The sequence below is a fragment of the Nocardioides sp. NPDC057772 genome (assembly GCF_042798075.1).
In the GTDB taxonomy this organism is placed as follows: domain Bacteria; phylum Actinomycetota; class Actinomycetes; order Propionibacteriales; family Nocardioidaceae; genus Nocardioides.
Genome location: NZ_JBHVKN010000123.1, coordinates 1 through 14693, shown reverse-complemented (window position 1 = coordinate 14693; position 14693 = coordinate 1). Strand labels below are relative to the sequence as shown.

Annotated in this window: 16 protein-coding genes and 1 pseudogene; 9 read left to right on the top strand and 8 right to left on the bottom strand. The window is 70.2% G+C overall.

Features of this window, described 5'->3' with window-relative positions:
* The 3 genes from ACFVJS_RS18650 to vanX form a co-directional block, all read left to right on the top strand.
* On the top strand, window positions 1-711 hold a 711-nt coding region (locus ACFVJS_RS18650), incomplete at its 5' end, for an NAD(P)-dependent oxidoreductase (RefSeq protein WP_378883262.1).
* 4 nt (window positions 712-715) lie between these two features.
* Entirely contained in the window at window positions 716-1780 is a 1065-nt protein-coding gene (gene vanA / locus ACFVJS_RS18645) for a D-alanine--(R)-lactate ligase (protein WP_378883259.1), read from the top strand.
* Window positions 1777-2394 carry a D-Ala-D-Ala dipeptidase VanX gene (vanX, locus tag ACFVJS_RS18640; protein ID WP_378883256.1) on the top strand — a complete coding sequence of 206 codons (618 nt, stop codon included), beginning with the start codon at window positions 1777-1779 and terminating at the stop codon, window positions 2392-2394. Before vanA ends, vanX begins: the two co-directional genes overlap by 4 nt.
* Before the next feature lie 11 nt (window positions 2395-2405).
* Here vanX and ACFVJS_RS18635 read toward each other — a convergent pair whose 3' ends face one another.
* Together ACFVJS_RS18635 and ACFVJS_RS18630 are read right to left on the bottom strand one after the other, a co-directional pair.
* Window positions 2406-3251: a CHAD domain-containing protein gene (locus ACFVJS_RS18635; protein WP_378883253.1), complete on the bottom strand. Its 846-nt coding sequence runs from the start codon at window positions 3249-3251 to the stop codon at window positions 2406-2408.
* Window positions 3252-3261: 10 nt separating this feature from the next.
* Window positions 3262-4260, bottom strand: coding sequence for a hypothetical protein (locus tag ACFVJS_RS18630; protein ID WP_378883252.1), 999 nt, complete (start codon window positions 4258-4260; stop codon window positions 3262-3264).
* Window positions 4261-4374: 114 nt separating this feature from the next.
* On the opposite strand from ACFVJS_RS18630, the gene ACFVJS_RS18625 reads away from it, so the two are divergent.
* The gene (locus ACFVJS_RS18625) at window positions 4375-5022 is read left to right on the top strand and encodes a TetR/AcrR family transcriptional regulator (protein ID WP_378883249.1); all 648 of its coding nucleotides are present in this window, start codon (window positions 4375-4377) and stop codon (window positions 5020-5022) included.
* Here ACFVJS_RS18625 and ACFVJS_RS18620 read toward each other — a convergent pair.
* The 3 genes from ACFVJS_RS18620 to ACFVJS_RS18610 are packed head-to-tail and all read right to left on the bottom strand — an operon-like array spanning window position 4986 to window position 7263.
* On the bottom strand, window positions 4986-5492 hold the full coding sequence (locus ACFVJS_RS18620; RefSeq protein WP_378883246.1) for a hypothetical protein: 507 nt from the start codon (window positions 5490-5492) through the stop codon (window positions 4986-4988). The two genes, ACFVJS_RS18625 and ACFVJS_RS18620, sit on opposite strands and share 37 nt — an antisense overlap.
* On the bottom strand, window positions 5489-6349 hold the full coding sequence (gene folP / locus ACFVJS_RS18615) for a dihydropteroate synthase (protein ID WP_378883243.1): 861 nt from the start codon (window positions 6347-6349) through the stop codon (window positions 5489-5491). Before folP ends, ACFVJS_RS18620 begins: the two co-directional genes overlap by 4 nt.
* Entirely contained in the window at window positions 6349-7263 is a 915-nt protein-coding gene (locus ACFVJS_RS18610; RefSeq protein WP_378883241.1) for a glucosyl-3-phosphoglycerate synthase, read from the bottom strand. The genes folP and ACFVJS_RS18610 overlap by 1 nt, the downstream gene beginning before the upstream one ends.
* 455 nt (window positions 7264-7718) lie before the next feature.
* On the opposite strand from ACFVJS_RS18610, the gene ACFVJS_RS18605 reads away from it, so the two are divergent.
* Both ACFVJS_RS18605 and ACFVJS_RS18600 read left to right on the top strand, forming a co-directional pair.
* Window positions 7719-9089, top strand: a complete 1371-nt coding sequence (locus ACFVJS_RS18605) for an MFS transporter (protein ID WP_378883238.1) — start codon at window positions 7719-7721, stop codon at window positions 9087-9089.
* A 165-nt stretch (window positions 9090-9254) separates the two neighbouring features.
* Entirely contained in the window at window positions 9255-9911 is a 657-nt protein-coding gene (locus ACFVJS_RS18600; protein WP_378883235.1) for a GntR family transcriptional regulator, read from the top strand.
* 2 nt (window positions 9912-9913) lie between these two features.
* Here the strand turns inward: ACFVJS_RS18600 and ACFVJS_RS18595 are convergent, their stop codons facing one another.
* On the bottom strand, window positions 9914-11380 hold the full coding sequence (locus ACFVJS_RS18595; protein WP_378883233.1) for an NAD-dependent succinate-semialdehyde dehydrogenase: 1467 nt from the start codon (window positions 11378-11380) through the stop codon (window positions 9914-9916).
* A gap of 166 nt (window positions 11381-11546) precedes the next feature.
* Between ACFVJS_RS18595 and ACFVJS_RS18590 the strand changes: the two genes are divergently transcribed.
* Together ACFVJS_RS18590 and ACFVJS_RS18585 are read left to right on the top strand one after the other, a co-directional pair.
* Window positions 11547-11741 carry a hypothetical protein gene (locus tag ACFVJS_RS18590; RefSeq protein WP_378883230.1) on the top strand — a complete coding sequence of 65 codons (195 nt, stop codon included), beginning with the start codon at window positions 11547-11549 and terminating at the stop codon, window positions 11739-11741.
* 40 nt (window positions 11742-11781) lie between these two features.
* A complete protein-coding gene (locus tag ACFVJS_RS18585) occupies window positions 11782-12429 on the top strand; it encodes a GNAT family N-acetyltransferase (protein WP_378883227.1) in 648 nt (215 codons plus the stop codon).
* Between the two features lie 6 nt (window positions 12430-12435).
* Here ACFVJS_RS18585 and ACFVJS_RS18580 read toward each other — a convergent pair whose 3' ends face one another.
* Together ACFVJS_RS18580 and ACFVJS_RS18575 are read right to left on the bottom strand one after the other, a co-directional pair.
* The gene (locus ACFVJS_RS18580; RefSeq protein ID WP_378883224.1) at window positions 12436-13188 is read right to left on the bottom strand and encodes a DoxX family protein; all 753 of its coding nucleotides are present in this window, start codon (window positions 13186-13188) and stop codon (window positions 12436-12438) included.
* Window positions 13189-13219: 31 nt separating this feature from the next.
* Window positions 13220-14332: an FAD-dependent oxidoreductase gene (locus ACFVJS_RS18575; protein WP_378883221.1), complete on the bottom strand. Its 1113-nt coding sequence runs from the start codon at window positions 14330-14332 to the stop codon at window positions 13220-13222.
* A 109-nt stretch (window positions 14333-14441) separates the two neighbouring features.
* On the opposite strand from ACFVJS_RS18575, the pseudogene ACFVJS_RS18570 reads away from it, so the two are divergent.
* Window positions 14442-14693: pseudogene (locus ACFVJS_RS18570) on the top strand (1,4-beta-xylanase); the annotation flags it as partial.

Here is a 14693-nt window from a genome sequence, read left to right as displayed (position 1 = left end):
GATGTCGACTTCGCGGCAAGCATCGGGATAACAGTCGAAAACGTCTCCTATTCACCCGATTCGGTCGCCGACTACACCGTGATGCTGATGCTCATGGCGGTGCGCCAGGCGAAGGCGACGATCCGGCGCACGGACGCCCACGACTACCGGCCGGCTGCCACCCGGGGCCGCGAGCTGCGCGACCTCACCGTCGGCGTGGTCGGGACCGGGCGGATCGGTGCCGCGGTCATCGACCGGCTGCGGGGTTTTGGCTGCGACGTGCTCGCCTACGACGTCCGGCCTCGGCCCGCCGCCGACGGCGTCGAGCACGTCGACCTCGACACCCTGGTCGAGCGCAGCGACATCGTCACCCTCCACGCGCCGCTCACCGAGGAGTCGCACCATCTGCTCGACCGGCGCCGCATCGGCCGGATGCGGCCCGGGGCGTACGTCGTCAACACGGGCCGCGGCGCGCTCGTCGAGACCACGGCGCTCGTCGAAGCGCTCGAGGAGGGTCGGCTGAGTGGGGCGGCCCTCGACGTCATCGAGGGCGAGGAGGGCATCTTCTACGCCGACCTCAGGGGTCGCGAGGTCCCGAACGGCTGGCTGGCGCGGCTGCAGGAGATGCCGAACGTGCTGGTCAGCCCCCATATCGCTTATTTCACCGACCATGCCCTGATGGACACGGTCGAGAACTCCATCGTGAACTGTCGTGAATTCGAAAGCAGGTAGCAGCATGTCCAAGCTCAAGGTCGGCATCGTCTTCGGTGGCGTCTTCGAGGAGCACCCCGTCTCGGTGAAATCGGCGCAGGAGGTCGCCAAGCACCTCGACGCCGACCGGTACGAGACCTACTGGATCGGCATCACCAAGAGCGGCGACTGGCGTCTGTGCGACGGGCCCGAGGCGAGCTGGGAGGACGACGCGCACCGCCCGGTCGTGCTCTCCCCCGACCGCAGCGTCCACGGGCTGCTCGTCCTCGGCGAGGGCACGTACGAGACGATCCGGCTCGACGTCGTGCTCCCCGTCCTGCACGGCAAGCTCGGTGAGGACGGCGCGATCCAGGGCCTCCTTGAGCTCTCCGGGATCCCATACGTCGGCTGCGACGTGCAGAGCTCGGCACTGTGCATGGACAAGGCACTCGCCTACACGGTCGTCGCCGATGCGGGTATCCCGACACCCACCTTCTGGACCCTCTTCCCGGGCGACGCTGTGCAGACCATTGGCGATCCCGGCGTACTCCCCTATCCGGTCTTCGTGAAGCCCGCCCGCTCCGGGTCGTCGTTCGGGGTCAGCAAGGTGACCTCGGCCGCGGAGCTCGCCGACGCGGTGGCGACCGCTCGGCAGTACGACGACAAGGTGCTCATCGAGGAGGGAGTGGAAGCCGAGGAGATCGGCTGCGCGATCCTCGGCAACGGCGGCGAGCTGGTCACCGGCGAGGTCGACCACGTCGCGCTCTCGCACGGCTTCTTCAAGATCCACCAGGAAGACGCCCCCGAGACCGGTTCCGAGAACGCGACCTTCGTCGTGCCCGCCGACGTCCCGGCCGAGGCGCGGGAGCTGGTCAAGACCGAGGCGAAGCGGGTCTACCGCGCGCTGGGCTGCCGCGGTCTGGCACGGGTCGACATGTTCCTCAAGACCGACGGCACCGTGGTGCTCAACGAGGTCAACACGCTGCCCGGCCTCACCTCCTACAGCCGCTACCCGCGGATGATGGCGGCCGCCGGGATCTCGATGACCGACTTCCTCGACCGTGCGGTCGACCTCGCGCTGCAGACTGCGACATCGGAGGGCGCGCGATGAGGGACGGCTTCGCCTTCGTCGACGAACTGGTGCCAGGCGTCCGCTGGGACAGCAAGTACGCCACCTGGGACAACTTCACCGGCAAGCCGGTCGACGGCTACCTGGTGAACCGGATCGTCGGCACCCGCGAGCTGTGCGCCGCACTCTCCGAGGCGCGGGACAAGGCAGCGGCCCTCGGGTTCGGGATCCTGCTGTGGGACGGCTACCGCCCGCAGCGCGCGGTCGACGCGTTCCTGCGCTGGGCGCAGGAGCCGCTCGATGCGCAGGACGAGGAGCGCAAACGCATCCACTACCCCTCGATCACCCGCCCGGAGATGTTCGAGAAGGGGTACGTCGCCACCCGGTCCGGTCACAGCCGCGGCAGCACCGTCGATCTGACCCTGTTCTCCCTGGCCACGGGTGCGCTGCTGGACATGGGCGGCGGACACGACCTGATGGACGAGGTCTCCCATCACGGCGCCGCCGGCGTCTCCGAGGCGGCGGCCCGCAACCGGTCGCACCTGTGCTCGGTGATGGAGTCGTGCGGGTTCAGCCGCTACGACAACGAATGGTGGCACTACTCGCTGGTCGAGGAGCCCTACCCCGACACCTACTTCGACTTCCCTGTCGGCTAGAGCCGGTACAGCTAGTCCAGCCAGCCGTGGACCTTCGAGCGGTTCGCCTTCTGCCACACGGGGGCGAATCGCTCCTCGGCGTCGACGGCGGCCGCCTCCTCGGCGGCGAGGAAGTCGAGGAGGGCGCCGTCGGGCGACGGGATCTCCGTGATCGCCCGGATCATGACCACGGAGTCGTTGAGATCGCCGAGGGCCGACTGGACCGACCTGGTGGCCTCGGCGAGGCGCTCGGCGTCTTCGCCGAAGACCTCCCGGAGCGACTCGGCGGCGTAGCGGGTGCGCTTGGCCTTCTTGCGCGCCTCGTGGAGCTGCCGCCTGCGCTCGCCGGGGTCTTCGGCGCTCTCGGCGGCGTCGACCGCGGCCGCGAGGCGTCGCCAGCTCTTGCGGAGCCGCTTGCGCAGCTCCTTCTTGCCCGGAGCGCCGTCACCCCAGGGAAGACCGTCGATGGCGGCGAGGCCGGCGACGAGCGCGCGGTAACGCTCGCCGTCGAGCTCGGGCAGCAGCCGGGCGCGGCCCGCCGCCTGACGCTCCGCGAGCGCTGCCCGGAGCGCGTCCACACCCGACGGCCCCGGGCCGTGCTCGGCGGCCCAGTGGCGCAGCCGTTTGCGGAGCACCTCGGCGTCGCGTACGTCTCCGAGGAGGGCTGCCAGCCACTTCAGCTCCTCACGGAGCGGCTCGGTGCGGTCCGTGTCGAGCAGGGGACGGTAGGTCGCGAGGACGCTGCGCATGCGGCGTACGGTCACGCGCATCTGATGGACCGAGTCCTCCTCGTCACGCAGCACGAGCCGGCCCCAGCGGTGGAGCGCGGCCACCTGGTCGCGCCACCACTCGCCGACCGGCTCGTGTGGATGACTCATCCCTCTATTACTACCGTGCCACGGCGTCGAGGTCACGCCGCTCGGTCCGCTGAGCGCCCTCGTCCGCGGCACCGCCCGTCTCCCGGTGCGGGAGCAGCGTCAGGAGCAGGCCGACTCCGGCCCAGCACGCCAGGACGATCAGCGGGGTGGTGGTCCCGGCCCCGTCGAAGAACGAGAAGCCGCGCAGCGCCGACCCGGCCGCGCCCGGGGGCATCAGCTGGCCGAGCCACCCGAACGGCACCATCTCCGGCGCGGAGGTGATCCCGGAGAGCGGGTTGCCGACCAGGAGGATGAGCAGGGCGACGATGCCGACACCCGCGGGACCGATGAGGTGACGCAGTCCGACGATCGGGAGCGCGACGGCGAGGATGCCGAGAGCCACGACGCCGGCGTTGACCAGATAGCTGCCCTCCAGGGCACCGAGCCAGCCCTGGACGACGCCGGTCATCGCGAGACCGCCGCCGATCGCGATCAGGAACGCGGCCGCGACCCGGTCGCGGGTGCGGGTCAGCACCAGCGAGGTGATCGCACCGGCCATGATGCCGCCGATCACCAGCGGCAGCGCGGAGGCGCCGAAGACCGCTCCGCGCGGGTCGTCCTCCGCAGCCGGGACGACATCGGTCACCTGGGGCCGGGTGCCGGTCTCGGCTCCCATCGCGGCGGCCATCTGGGTGAGCTGCTGGGCGACGTTGGCGCTTGCGGCGGAGGCGACCAGCACCTCCTGCCCCTGGGGGCCGACGACGATCGCGCCGTACGCCTCCCGGTCCTCGATCGCCTCGACCGCCTCGTCGCGGTCGGCGACGGCGGCGACCTCGAAGGCGTCCTCTCCCGCGTCGGCGGCGAGCTGGGTCTCGATCTGGGTGACCGCCGCCTCGGGGCCGGCGACAGCCAACGGCAACGACCTGGGCTCCAGCTCGCTGGTGGGCCAGGCGAACGCGGAGATGAGCAAGGTGAGCAAGGTGACCAGACCGAGGCTGACCCCGATCACGGCTTTCACTGACGTGGACATGTCGGTTCCTTCGCTAAAAAAACGAATGTTCATTCTCTTTGAAGAAGACTCTCCTCTCGTTCGCCGGATTTATCAAGAATGAACGTTCGTTTTCTTTTGGGGTATGCTGCGTCCATGCCGAAGATCAGCGAGGAGCACCGCGCCGAGAAGCGCCAGCAGATCATCGCGGCGACGCTGCGCTGTGTGGAGCGCGACGGCTTCCACAAGACGACGATGGCCGCGGTGGTCAAGGAGTCCGGTCTGTCGGCGGGCTCGGTCTACACCTACTTCCGCGGGAAGAACGACATCATCCGCGCGATCGCCGAGTCCGGCCTGACGACCATCGCCGAGGCGATCACCCGCTTCACGCCCGAGGCGGGCTCCGATATCGCCGCTCCCCCGCCGGAGCTGGCGATCGAGGCCGCGACCCAGCACCTCCTCGACCTCTCCGAGGAGCTCGGCGTCGACCTCCCCAAGATCGCCCTGCAGACCTGGGCCGAGGCCGCCCGCGACCCGGAGGTCCGCGAGCTGATGGCGCCCGAGGCCCGGCGGATCCGCGGCGCCTGGCGCACCTACGCCGAGGCGGCGATCGACGCTGGCCGGTTCCGCAAGGATGCCGACCCCGAGCGCATCGCGATGGTCCTCACCGGTCTGCTGCCCGGCTTCATCCTGCAGCGGCTGATGCTCGGCGACGTGACGCCGAAGAGCTTCGCGGCCGGCCTCACCGACCTGCTCGACCAGCCCGGCTACGCCGAGGGGGCCGCCCAGCGGGCGACCCAGTAGCGCACGCCGTAGGGGTCGTCGTCGTAGTCGACCGCCACCGTCCCCACGCTGGGCAGCAGATCTGCGGCCTCGACGATCGGGCCGACGTCGGCCCACAGCTCGTCGGCCAGGCCCCGATCGAGAGCTCCCAGCGCTTCGGGGTCAGGGGTGGCCAACGCCTTGCCGAGCAGATCGTCGAACTCGGCGGCCCGCGGGTCGAGATGTCCCGGCGCCTTCTCGCTGCGGCGGGCCGAGCCGTTGCCGACGATGAGGTACGCCGCCTCGCCGCTGGTCACCGGAGCCGTGCCGACCTCGGCCAGCAGCGCAGCGGCGACCCGAGCGCCCTGCGCACCGGCGATGACGCGTACGTCCTCACCGAGCCAGGCCACCGCGGCCAGGCAGGCGGAGCGGAGCTCGTCGACGGGGTCATTGATCGAGGCGTACTCCGGCAGCAGCGCCAGACACCCCGGAACCAAGGCCACTCGGGTCACTGCAGCCCCCTGATCGCTCGGGCCGGACGTCGGCGTCCGGCGATCGTCCAGACCATGTCGACGGTCTGCCGGGTCTCGGTGACCTGGTGGACCCGGTAGATGCGAGCTCCGGCCAGCGCGCAGACCGACGTCGCGGCCAGGGTGCCGAGGAGCCGCTCGCCGACCGGCAGGTCGAGCGTCTCCCCCACGAAGTCCTTGTTGGAGAGCGAGACCAGCACCGGCCAGCCGGTCTCCACCATCTCCCCCAGGCGACGGGTGATCTCGAGGGAGTGGAAGGTGTTCTTCCCGAAGTCGTGGGCCGGGTCGATCACGATCGAGTCCTTGGCGACGCCGGCGTCGAGGGCGCGCTGGGCGTAGGCGAGAGTGTCGTCGATCGCGGCCCGGACGACGTCGTCGTACTCGATCCGGTAGGGCCTGGTCCGCGGCGTCACGCCCCCGGTGTGGGTGCACACGATCGCGGCGCCATGAGCGGCGGCGACGTCGACGAGCTCAGGGTCGGCGCCGCCCCAGGCGTCGTTGATCAGGTCGGCACCGGCCGCGCACACCGCGTCACCGACCTCGGCGCGCCAGGTGTCGACCGAGATGACGAGTGCCGGGAACTCCTCCCGGACCCGGGCGACGAAGTCGACCACGCGGGCCTTCTCCTCGGCAGCGTCGATCTCGGCGCCGGGTGCGGCCTTGATCCCACCGATGTCGACGATCTCCGCACCTTGGGAGGCCACCAGGCGCACGCGCTCGAAGGCCGCGTCCTCGGCCCAGGTCGCTCCCTTGTCGAAGAACGAGTCGGGCGTGCGGTTGACGATCGCCATCATCAGCGCGTCGTCATCACCGAATTCGTGTCGTCCGAGGCGCAGCATCAGGCGACCATACCGCCCGAGCCGTCGCTCAGCGGCGGCCGCTCCAGGAGGCTCACGCTCCGGTCGAGAACCTTGGTGGAGCCGTCGATCGGGATGTATTGCCGCATCTCCACGTCGTCGCCCGCGGGACCGGTGCCGAGGCGCCGCGACATCATGCCCACGATCTGGGTCGCCATCAGGCCGAGGTCGAAGAGGTCCTGGTGGCTGTGGTCGCGCTGGCCGAGGTCGACCTGGGCGATCGCGTCCATGCCCCGCATGTCCAGGGTGTCGACGAGGGCGGCCAGCTCCACGCCGTAGCCGGTGGGCACCTGCAGCCGCTCGAACAGCGAGCGCCGGATCGACCACTCCCCGGCCAGCGGCTGGATCAGGTCCCGCAGCGGGCGGCGGTGGAGCGCCAGCAGCGGGCGCGCGACGAGCTCGGTGACCCGGCCGCCGTCGAGACCGTGCTCACCCGGGCGCCGGTAGAAGCCCTTGACCAGCTCGATCGTCGGATTGTTGACAAGCGGGCCGACCAGGCCGCGTACGAAATGGGTGTCCCAGTCGGTGAGGTCGGCGTCCATGAAGACGATGAGCTCACCGGTGGTCACGAACTGCGACTTCCACATCGCCTCGCCCTTGCCGGGGTAGGAGCCGAGGTCGGGCCGGATCGCGGCCGAGGCGTAGACGTCGGCACCGGCGTCCGAGGCGATCCTGGCCGTGTCGTCGGAGGAGTCGGAGTCGATGACGACGAGCTCGTCGACCAGGTCGGAGGTCTCCATCAGGCTGGTGCGCAACGTGCTGACCAGGTCACCGACGGTTGCGGCCTCGTTGCGTGCCGGGACCACGAGGCTGACCCGCTGCCCCTGCTTGGCCTCGACGAGCTCGGCCATCGACCAGTCGTCCCAGTGATGGGTGTTGCACTCCAACCAAGACATGCCCAAACCCTATCGACGGATACCCAGACACCTGTCCGATACCCGATCCGGCAGGCTCCTAGACGCCTACCGGCGCCGGCCCGGACGCTGGGGCTCGGGAAGGCGGCCGTCACGCCGTCCTGGCCCTCGCCCCTGACACGCCATGCGCATCCTGACCCGCATCGATGCACTGGGAAGGGCGCTCGGCAGACCCGTGCTGAAGGCCGACCAGGTGACCGTCCGGGAGTACCTGCGACTCGCCCGGGCGACCCGCCCCCTGCCCGGCCCGGAACCCTCTTCAGGTAACGTCGCGGCTTTCCATAAACCTTCGTAACACCCTGCGCCACCCTCGGCGCGCTCTAGCCAGAGCGCGTGGGACAGCGCTAACGTGGGGAAAATTGTTGACAAACCTAATGTCGACACTGCGGGTCAAAAGAGGTCCCCAGCCATCAATCACACCGAATAGGTGAGAAGAAATGTCCGGAACCCCCACCATCCCCTCCCACGAGGCACAGCCCGACAAATCGAAGCTCCGAAGAGCCATCACCGGCTCAGCGGTCGGCAATGCGACCGAGTGGTTCGACTACGGCGCGTTCGCCTATGTCGCCACCGAGATCACCGCCAACTTCTTCCCCGAGACGGGCTTCGCCGGCACCGCGCTGACGTTCGCCATCTCCTTCATCCTGCGACCACTCGGCGGCCTCTTCTGGGGTCCGCTCGGCGACCGCATCGGACGCCAACGCGTCCTTGCGATGACGATCATCCTGATGGCGGCCGCCACCTTCCTGGTCGGCTGCCTGCCCACATACGATTCGATCGGCATCTGGGCCGTCGTCCTGCTCGTGCTGCTCCGGGTGATCCAGGGATTCTCGACCGGCGGCGAATACGGCGGCGCCGCGACGTACATGGCCGAGTGCGCGCCCGACAAGAAGCGCGGGTTCTACGGCAGCTTCCTGGAGTTCGGCACCATCGTCGGCTTCACCGCCGCGATCGCGGTCGTCTTCACCACCGAGTCGATCATCGGCGACGCGGCGATGACCGAGTGGGGCTGGCGTATCCCGTTCCTCATCGGGGGCCCGATCGGCCTGATCGGCCTCTACATCCGGACCCGGCTCGAGGAGACCCCGGTCTTCCGGGAGCTCGAGTCCGAGGACGCGGTCGAGGCCGGCGCGGGAGCCGCACTGAAGGACCTCTTCGCGCTGTTCTGGAAGCCGATCCTCACCCTCATCGGCCTGGTCGCGGCGCTCAACATCGCGAACTACACCCTGCTGGCCTACATGGCTACCTACCTGCAGGAGGAGGCGGGCTTCAGCAGCTCCGACGCCGACCTGCTGGTGATCTTCGGACAGGTCGCGATGCTGATCTTCCTGCCGATGGCCGGAGCCCTCTCCGACAAGGTCGGTCGCAAGCCGTTGTGGGGTGGCTCCTTCATCGGCCTGATCGTGCTGTCGGTCCCGATGTTCCTCCTGATCGGCCAGGGCTTCTGGCCGGCGGTCCTCGGGTTCACCGTGCTGGGCATCGTCTACGTCGCCCAGCTGGCGACCATCTCGGCGACCTTCCCGGCGATGTTCCCGTCGCAGGTGCGCTACGGCGGCATGGCGATCGGCTACAACGTCTCCACCGCCGCATTCGGCGGCACGGCGCTGTACGTCAACAACGCGCTGATCGGCGCCACCGGCGACGTGCTGATGCCGGCCTACTACATGATCGCCGGATCCGTGGTCGGTCTGATCGCACTGTTCTTCGTCGTCGAGACGGCGGGCAAGTCGATCCGAGGCACCGAGATCCCGGGTACGCCGGAGTCCGAGGCCGAGCTCGCCGAGCTCGACAAGGCCCAGACCCTCTGATCGGCAACTGCTGACGGGCGGGCCGGACGCGTCATTCGTGCCCGGCCCGCCCGCTGGTCTTTCCGCACCGCTGGCCTGGCCACATGCAATGATTGTCAACAATCAGAACTCTTTCTCGGTGACCCATCGGAGACCACGTTGACAGCGACATCGAGCTTCGAACCCGTGCACAGAGAGTCGACGGCCTCGGTCATCGCTCGCCAGCTGCGTATGGCGATCATGGAGCGCACCCTGCAGCCGGGGGCACAGCTGAGCGAGACCGCGCTCTCGGCCCAGTTCGGCGTCAGCCGCGGACCGCTGCGCGAGGCCATGCAGCGCCTGGTCCAGGAGGGCCTGCTCCGCAGCGAGCCCAACCGCGGACTCTTCGTGATCGAGCTCGACGAGGCCGACATCCGAGACATCTATGTGGCCAGGGCAGCCGTCGAAGGCGCCGCCGCCACGATGATCGCCAAGGCGCGGGTCCCCGCGGCGCTGCGCGAGCTCCGTGCCGCCTGTGAGGCGATGACCATGTCTCTCGAGCTGGGTGACCCGGCGGCGTTGAGCGACGCCGACTTCCACTTCCACGACGTGCTGGTGCAGTGCTCCGGCAGCCGGCGCCTGGCCCGGATGCACCAGACCCTGATCGTCGAGACCCGGATGTGCCTGACCGCGCTGGAGGGCACCTACCAGCAGCCGCTCGAGCTGGTCGAGGAGCACAACCAGATCGTCGACGCCATCGAGGCCGGTGACGTCAAGCTGACCCTCAAGCGCGTCGAGCAGCACATGGACGAGGCGCTACGGCGCCTCATCCACGCCGAGGACGACGACGAGGGCTACGTCTAGGGTCACATCGCGATCCCGACGTACTTGGTCTCGAGGAACTCCTCGATGCCGGTACGCCCGCCCTCCCGCCCCAGCCCGGAGGCCTTGACGCCCCCGAAGGGCGCGGCGGGGTTGGAGACAACGCCCTGGTTGAGACCCACCATCCCGGACTCGAGCGCCTCGGCGACCCGCAGCCCGCGGCGCAGGTCGTTGGTGAAGACGTAGTTCACCAGGCCGTACTCGGTGTCGTTGACCGCCGCGACCACCTCGTCCTCGGTGTCGAACGGGGTCAGCGGCGCGACCGGTCCGAAGATCTCCTCGCTGCCCATCCGGGCCGAGACGGGAACGTCGGTGAGCACGGTCGGCGGGTAGAAGTAGCCCGGCCCGTCGGGGGCCGTGCCGCCGGTCAGCACACGCGCGCCACCGGCCACGGCGTCGTCCACGAGGGTCTGCACCTTCTCCCTGGCCGTCTCGTCGATGAGCGGGCCGACGCGTACGCCCTCCTCGACCCCGCGACCGACCGGCAGCTCGGCCATCGCCTTGGCGAGCCGGTCCCCGAACTCGCCGATGACCGAGCGCTGCACGAAGATCCGGTTTGCGGCGGTGCAGGCCTCCCCCGTGTTGCGCATCTTCGCGGCCAGCGCGCCGGCGACCGCCTCGTCGATGTCGGCGTCCTCGAAGACGACGAAGCCGGCGTTGCCGCCGAGCTCCATGGAGGTACGCAGCACCTGCTCCGCGCTCTGCTCGAGCAGCACGCGCCCGACCGCCGTGGAGCCGGTGAAAGAGAGCTTGCGGATCACGCCGGAGCGCAGCAGCGGCTCGGTCAGCTCGCCCGGCCGGGTGGTCGGCAGGATGCTGACGACCCCGTCGGGCACGCCGGCCTCGCGCAGGACCTCCCCCAGCGCCAGCATCGAGAGCGGCGTCTGCGCGGCGGGCTTGATGATGCTCGTGCAGCCGGCGGCGATCGCCGGCCCGAGCTTGCGCGTCCCCATCGCCATCGGAAAGTTCCACGGCGTGATCAGCAGCGCCGGACCGACCGGCTGCTTGGTGATCAGGAACCTGGAGCCGCCGGCGGGCGCGGTCTGGTAGCCGCCCTCGATCCGCACAGCCTCCTCGGCGAAGTGACGGAAGAACTCCGCGGCGTAGGTGATCTCGCCCTTCGCCTCGGCCAGCGGCTTGCCCATCTCGAGCGTCATCAGCAGCGCGAGGTCGTCGATGCGCTCGTGCAGGAGGTCGAAGGCGGCCATGAGCATGTCCGCCCGGGCCCGCGGGGCGGTGGCGGCGAACTCCTTCTGCGCGCCCGCGGCGGCATCGAGCGCACGCTGCCCGTCCTCGGGGGTCGCGTCGGCGACCGCGCAGAGCACCTCGGCCGTCGACGGGTCGACGACGTCGAAGGTGCCGCCGTCGCTGGCATCCCTCCACTGACCTGCGACAAGAAGTCCCTTCGGGACTGCTGCCACGACCCGTGCCTCGTTCGGTTCTCCAGTCATGCCGCATCAGCCTCCAAGGTCTGCATCCGGCCGTCCGGCTGACAGCCAGCCAACGCTGGCCTAGTGTAGTGGCGGGTCAGATTGTCAACAATCGACAGGAGTCCACGGTGGCCAAGCTCTCCCCCATTCTCAAGCCGGCAACCCCACCCAGCCTGGACCACCGACGATGACCGACGACCTCGAGCGCCTGCTCCGCTGGGAACAGGCCGGTGCTACCTGGGAAGCGATCTGGCCGCGCGCCGGCGAGGTGACCATCGTGCTGTGCACCTGCGACAGCGGCGAGGAGGCCGACCGCTACACCTCGACGGCCCCCGACCTCCTCGACTACGTGCGGGACCCGGGCAGCGCCGATCGGCGATAACCGGTTGCCCGCGTCATCGAGCCATCTCGATGATGGCCCGATGACGCTGACCGAGATGTGGCCGCTGTTCGGCCTGGTGATCCGGACCCCGCGGCTGGAGCTGCGGCTGCCGACCGAGGACGAGCTCACCCGCCTGGCCCAGGTCGCGGCGGACGGCGTGCACGAGCCGACCGAACGGCCGTTCCTGACACCCTGGGCGGAGCAGCCGCCGCTGGAACGGGCCCGCCACGTGCTCCGCGGTGCCTGGGGCAGCCGGGCCGAGTGGCAGCCCGGCGACTGGAGCCTCGGCCTCACCGTCGTCCTCGACACGCATCCGATCGGCGTCGTATGGGTCTCGGCGACCGAGTTCGCCGAGCGCCGCGAGGTGAGCACCGCCTCCTGGCTCGGCCTGCCCCACCACCGCCGCCGCCTCGGCACCGAGGCGCGCCGCGGCGCCCTCACCCTCGCCTTCGACCACCTCGGCGCCGCGTACGCCACCTCTGAGGCCTTTCCCGACAACGCCGCCTCGGTCGGGGTGTCCACCAAGCTCGGCTACGAGCCCGACGGCATCTCCCGCGACGTACGCGACGGGGAGGTGCTGGTCTCCCACCGCCTCCGGCTCGGCCGGGAACGGTGGGACCGCAACGACCGCAGCGACATCGAGGTCAGCGGCCTGGAGCCGTGCCTGCCCCTGTTCGGAGCGGCGTAGACCCGATCAGCGCAGGAAGCAGAAGACGAAGACGGCCACGCACAGGACCAGTGACAACGTGGCGTTGAGGGCGAGATTGCGGCCGAAGTCGCGGGCCCGGAGGTGCGCCGAGACGGCACACACGAAGTAGACCACCAGCGCCGCGCTGGTCAGCGGCCCGACGTACGGCACCCACAACCCCGCGACCAGGCCCACGGTGGCGGCGACCTTGACCCACGGCATCACCGGCCACAGCGCCCGCGGCAGCCCGACGTCGGTGAAACACTTCGCGATGAAGCCGACCGGTTTGAAGCACATCGCCGCGTCGCCGATCTGGATCACCGCGAGCGCCACGACCGGCCACCACGGGTCCGGCAGATCGTTGACGTACGCCGCCACGACTCCACCGAGATCGTCCTGTCCCGCCGCCCACATCCCGGTGACGAGGAGCGTCGCCGACGCCAGCGCGAGACCGGCCCCGGCGCGACCCAGGTTCCGGTCGCCCACCCGTAGGTGCGCGCCGATGGCGAGCGCGAAGAACGCCACGAACCCGGCGGCCGCGACGATCCCGACCGCCGGCACCGCCACCCCGGCCAGCAGACCGAGGAAGCCCAGCGCGTAGGACACCCCGATCGGGAAGCTCAACCATTCCAACGGCACCGAGAGCCGTTGGGCCTCGGTCACGGGTATCCGGTGGCCGGTCAGGTTGAGCACCGCCCCGCCGAGGGCGGCGACCGAGGCGATGAACGTCAGAGCGAGATAGGTAGCCGTCATGGTCATCCAGACACCGGTCGTCCCGCGGCTGTGACGGCTACCTGCTGAACAGCCCCGCGATCGCCCCCAACCCGGCGAGTCCGGCGTCGCGGGCCGCCACGACCGGCCCGTTCTCGACCTGGCCGAGCACGCCGACCAGCCGGGAGGCCCGCACCAGCCGCTGGGTCGCGGGACGCCGGGTGCGGTCGTAGGCGATCAGCGCGCCCTCGATGCGCGTATGGCCCGCGAGCTGGGCGGCGAGGACGGCAGCGTCCTCGATCGCGGCGCAGGCACCCTGGCCGAGATTGGGCGTCGTCGCGTGCGCGGCGTCGCCGAGAAGCACGACTCGACCGTGGTCGAACCGCTTCAGCGGCAGCCGCAGGTCGCAGATGTCCCCGCGGATGACCGCGCTCGGCGGTGTCGCGGCCAGCAGCTGCGGGATCGGCTCGTGCCAGTCGCCGACCAGCGCGGTGACGTCGGCATGGTGGTCCCCACCGCTCTCCCCCGCCGGCCGGTTGGCGGTCACGAACCAGTAGGTCCGACCGTCGACCAGCGGGACGTAGCCGAACCGCACCCCGGTGCCCCAGGTCTCCCCGCCCGTGGTCGAGGCCTCGCCTGGCACCGGCTCCGCGGTGACACCGCGGTAGGCGGTGTAGCCGGCATGACGTACGTCCTCGCGCTGGTGCAGCTCCTTCCTGATCACGCTGCGGATGCCGTCAGCGGCGACCACCAGGTCGGCCGGCCCGCGGGGGTCGAGGTCGTCGAGCCCGGCCAGGCCGGTGACGGTCACCCCGGTGCGTACCTCGACTCCTTCGCGCTCCGCCAGCGCGCCCACCAGGGCCTCGTGCAACCGCGCCCGGTGCACCATGACCGGGGTGCGCTCGACGGCGTCGACGCGCACCTTCGCCAGCCAGCGCCCGTCGGGGCGGCGCAGCCCCGCCTGGATCGCCGGACGGGTCCCGTCGACCAACCGGTCCGCGACGCCGAGCTCGGTCAGGATCCTCCACGCCCGCGGCCAGATCGAGAGCCCGGCCCCGACCTCGCCGAGCTCCGGAGCCCGCTCCAGGACGGTCACCTGCCATCCCGTCCGCGACAACGCGAGGGCCGCGGTGAGCCCTCCGATCCCGGCGCCGACCACCAAGGCACTCCGACTGCTCGTCGATCCGTCCACGACGCGCAATCTAGCCGACTGCCGCGAACCTCCGCCGGACACACCCTTGCGTTCTTCAATCGTTGTCGATAACGATTTACCTCCGCGTCCCGCCGCCCGAAGGTCTCCTGTGATCCAGCCGCTCTCCCCCGACCCGACCCTCCGCCACCGCTCCCACGAGGTGATGCTGACGCTGCACCGCCCCGACGGCAGCGCCTACGCCGACGCCGACGTGGTCGTCGAGCAGACCCGCCACACCTTCGCCTTCGGCAACATCGGCTTCGACTTCATCGGGCTGGCGAACGGCGACACGGCGCAGTCCCCCGGCGCGGTCTTCGGCGGCGCAGACGCCGAGACGGCCGAGCGGCTCGTGGACCTGTGG

Excerpts from the sequence above, each read along its gene's own strand:
- vanA (WP_378883259.1), top strand. The coding sequence starts at position 716 with ATGTCCAAGCTCAAGGTCGGCATCGTCTTCGGTGGCGTCTTCGAGGAG.
- vanX (WP_378883256.1), top strand. The coding sequence starts at position 1,777 with ATGAGGGACGGCTTCGCCTTCGTCGACGAACTGGTGCCAGGCGTCCGC.
- ACFVJS_RS18635 (WP_378883253.1), bottom strand. The coding sequence starts at position 3,251 with ATGAGTCATCCACACGAGCCGGTCGGCGAGTGGTGGCGCGACCAGGTG.
- ACFVJS_RS18630 (WP_378883252.1), bottom strand. The coding sequence starts at position 4,260 with ATGTCCACGTCAGTGAAAGCCGTGATCGGGGTCAGCCTCGGTCTGGTC.
- ACFVJS_RS18625 (WP_378883249.1), top strand. The coding sequence starts at position 4,375 with ATGCCGAAGATCAGCGAGGAGCACCGCGCCGAGAAGCGCCAGCAGATC.
- folP (WP_378883243.1), bottom strand. The coding sequence starts at position 6,349 with ATGCTGCGCCTCGGACGACACGAATTCGGTGATGACGACGCGCTGATG.
- ACFVJS_RS18610 (WP_378883241.1), bottom strand. The coding sequence starts at position 7,263 with ATGTCTTGGTTGGAGTGCAACACCCATCACTGGGACGACTGGTCGATG.
- ACFVJS_RS18605 (WP_378883238.1), top strand. The coding sequence starts at position 7,719 with ATGTCCGGAACCCCCACCATCCCCTCCCACGAGGCACAGCCCGACAAA.
- ACFVJS_RS18595 (WP_378883233.1), bottom strand. The coding sequence starts at position 11,380 with ATGACTGGAGAACCGAACGAGGCACGGGTCGTGGCAGCAGTCCCGAAG.
- ACFVJS_RS18590 (WP_378883230.1), top strand. The coding sequence starts at position 11,547 with ATGACCGACGACCTCGAGCGCCTGCTCCGCTGGGAACAGGCCGGTGCT.
- ACFVJS_RS18585 (WP_378883227.1), top strand. The coding sequence starts at position 11,782 with ATGACGCTGACCGAGATGTGGCCGCTGTTCGGCCTGGTGATCCGGACC.
- ACFVJS_RS18580 (WP_378883224.1), bottom strand. The coding sequence starts at position 13,188 with ATGACCATGACGGCTACCTATCTCGCTCTGACGTTCATCGCCTCGGTC.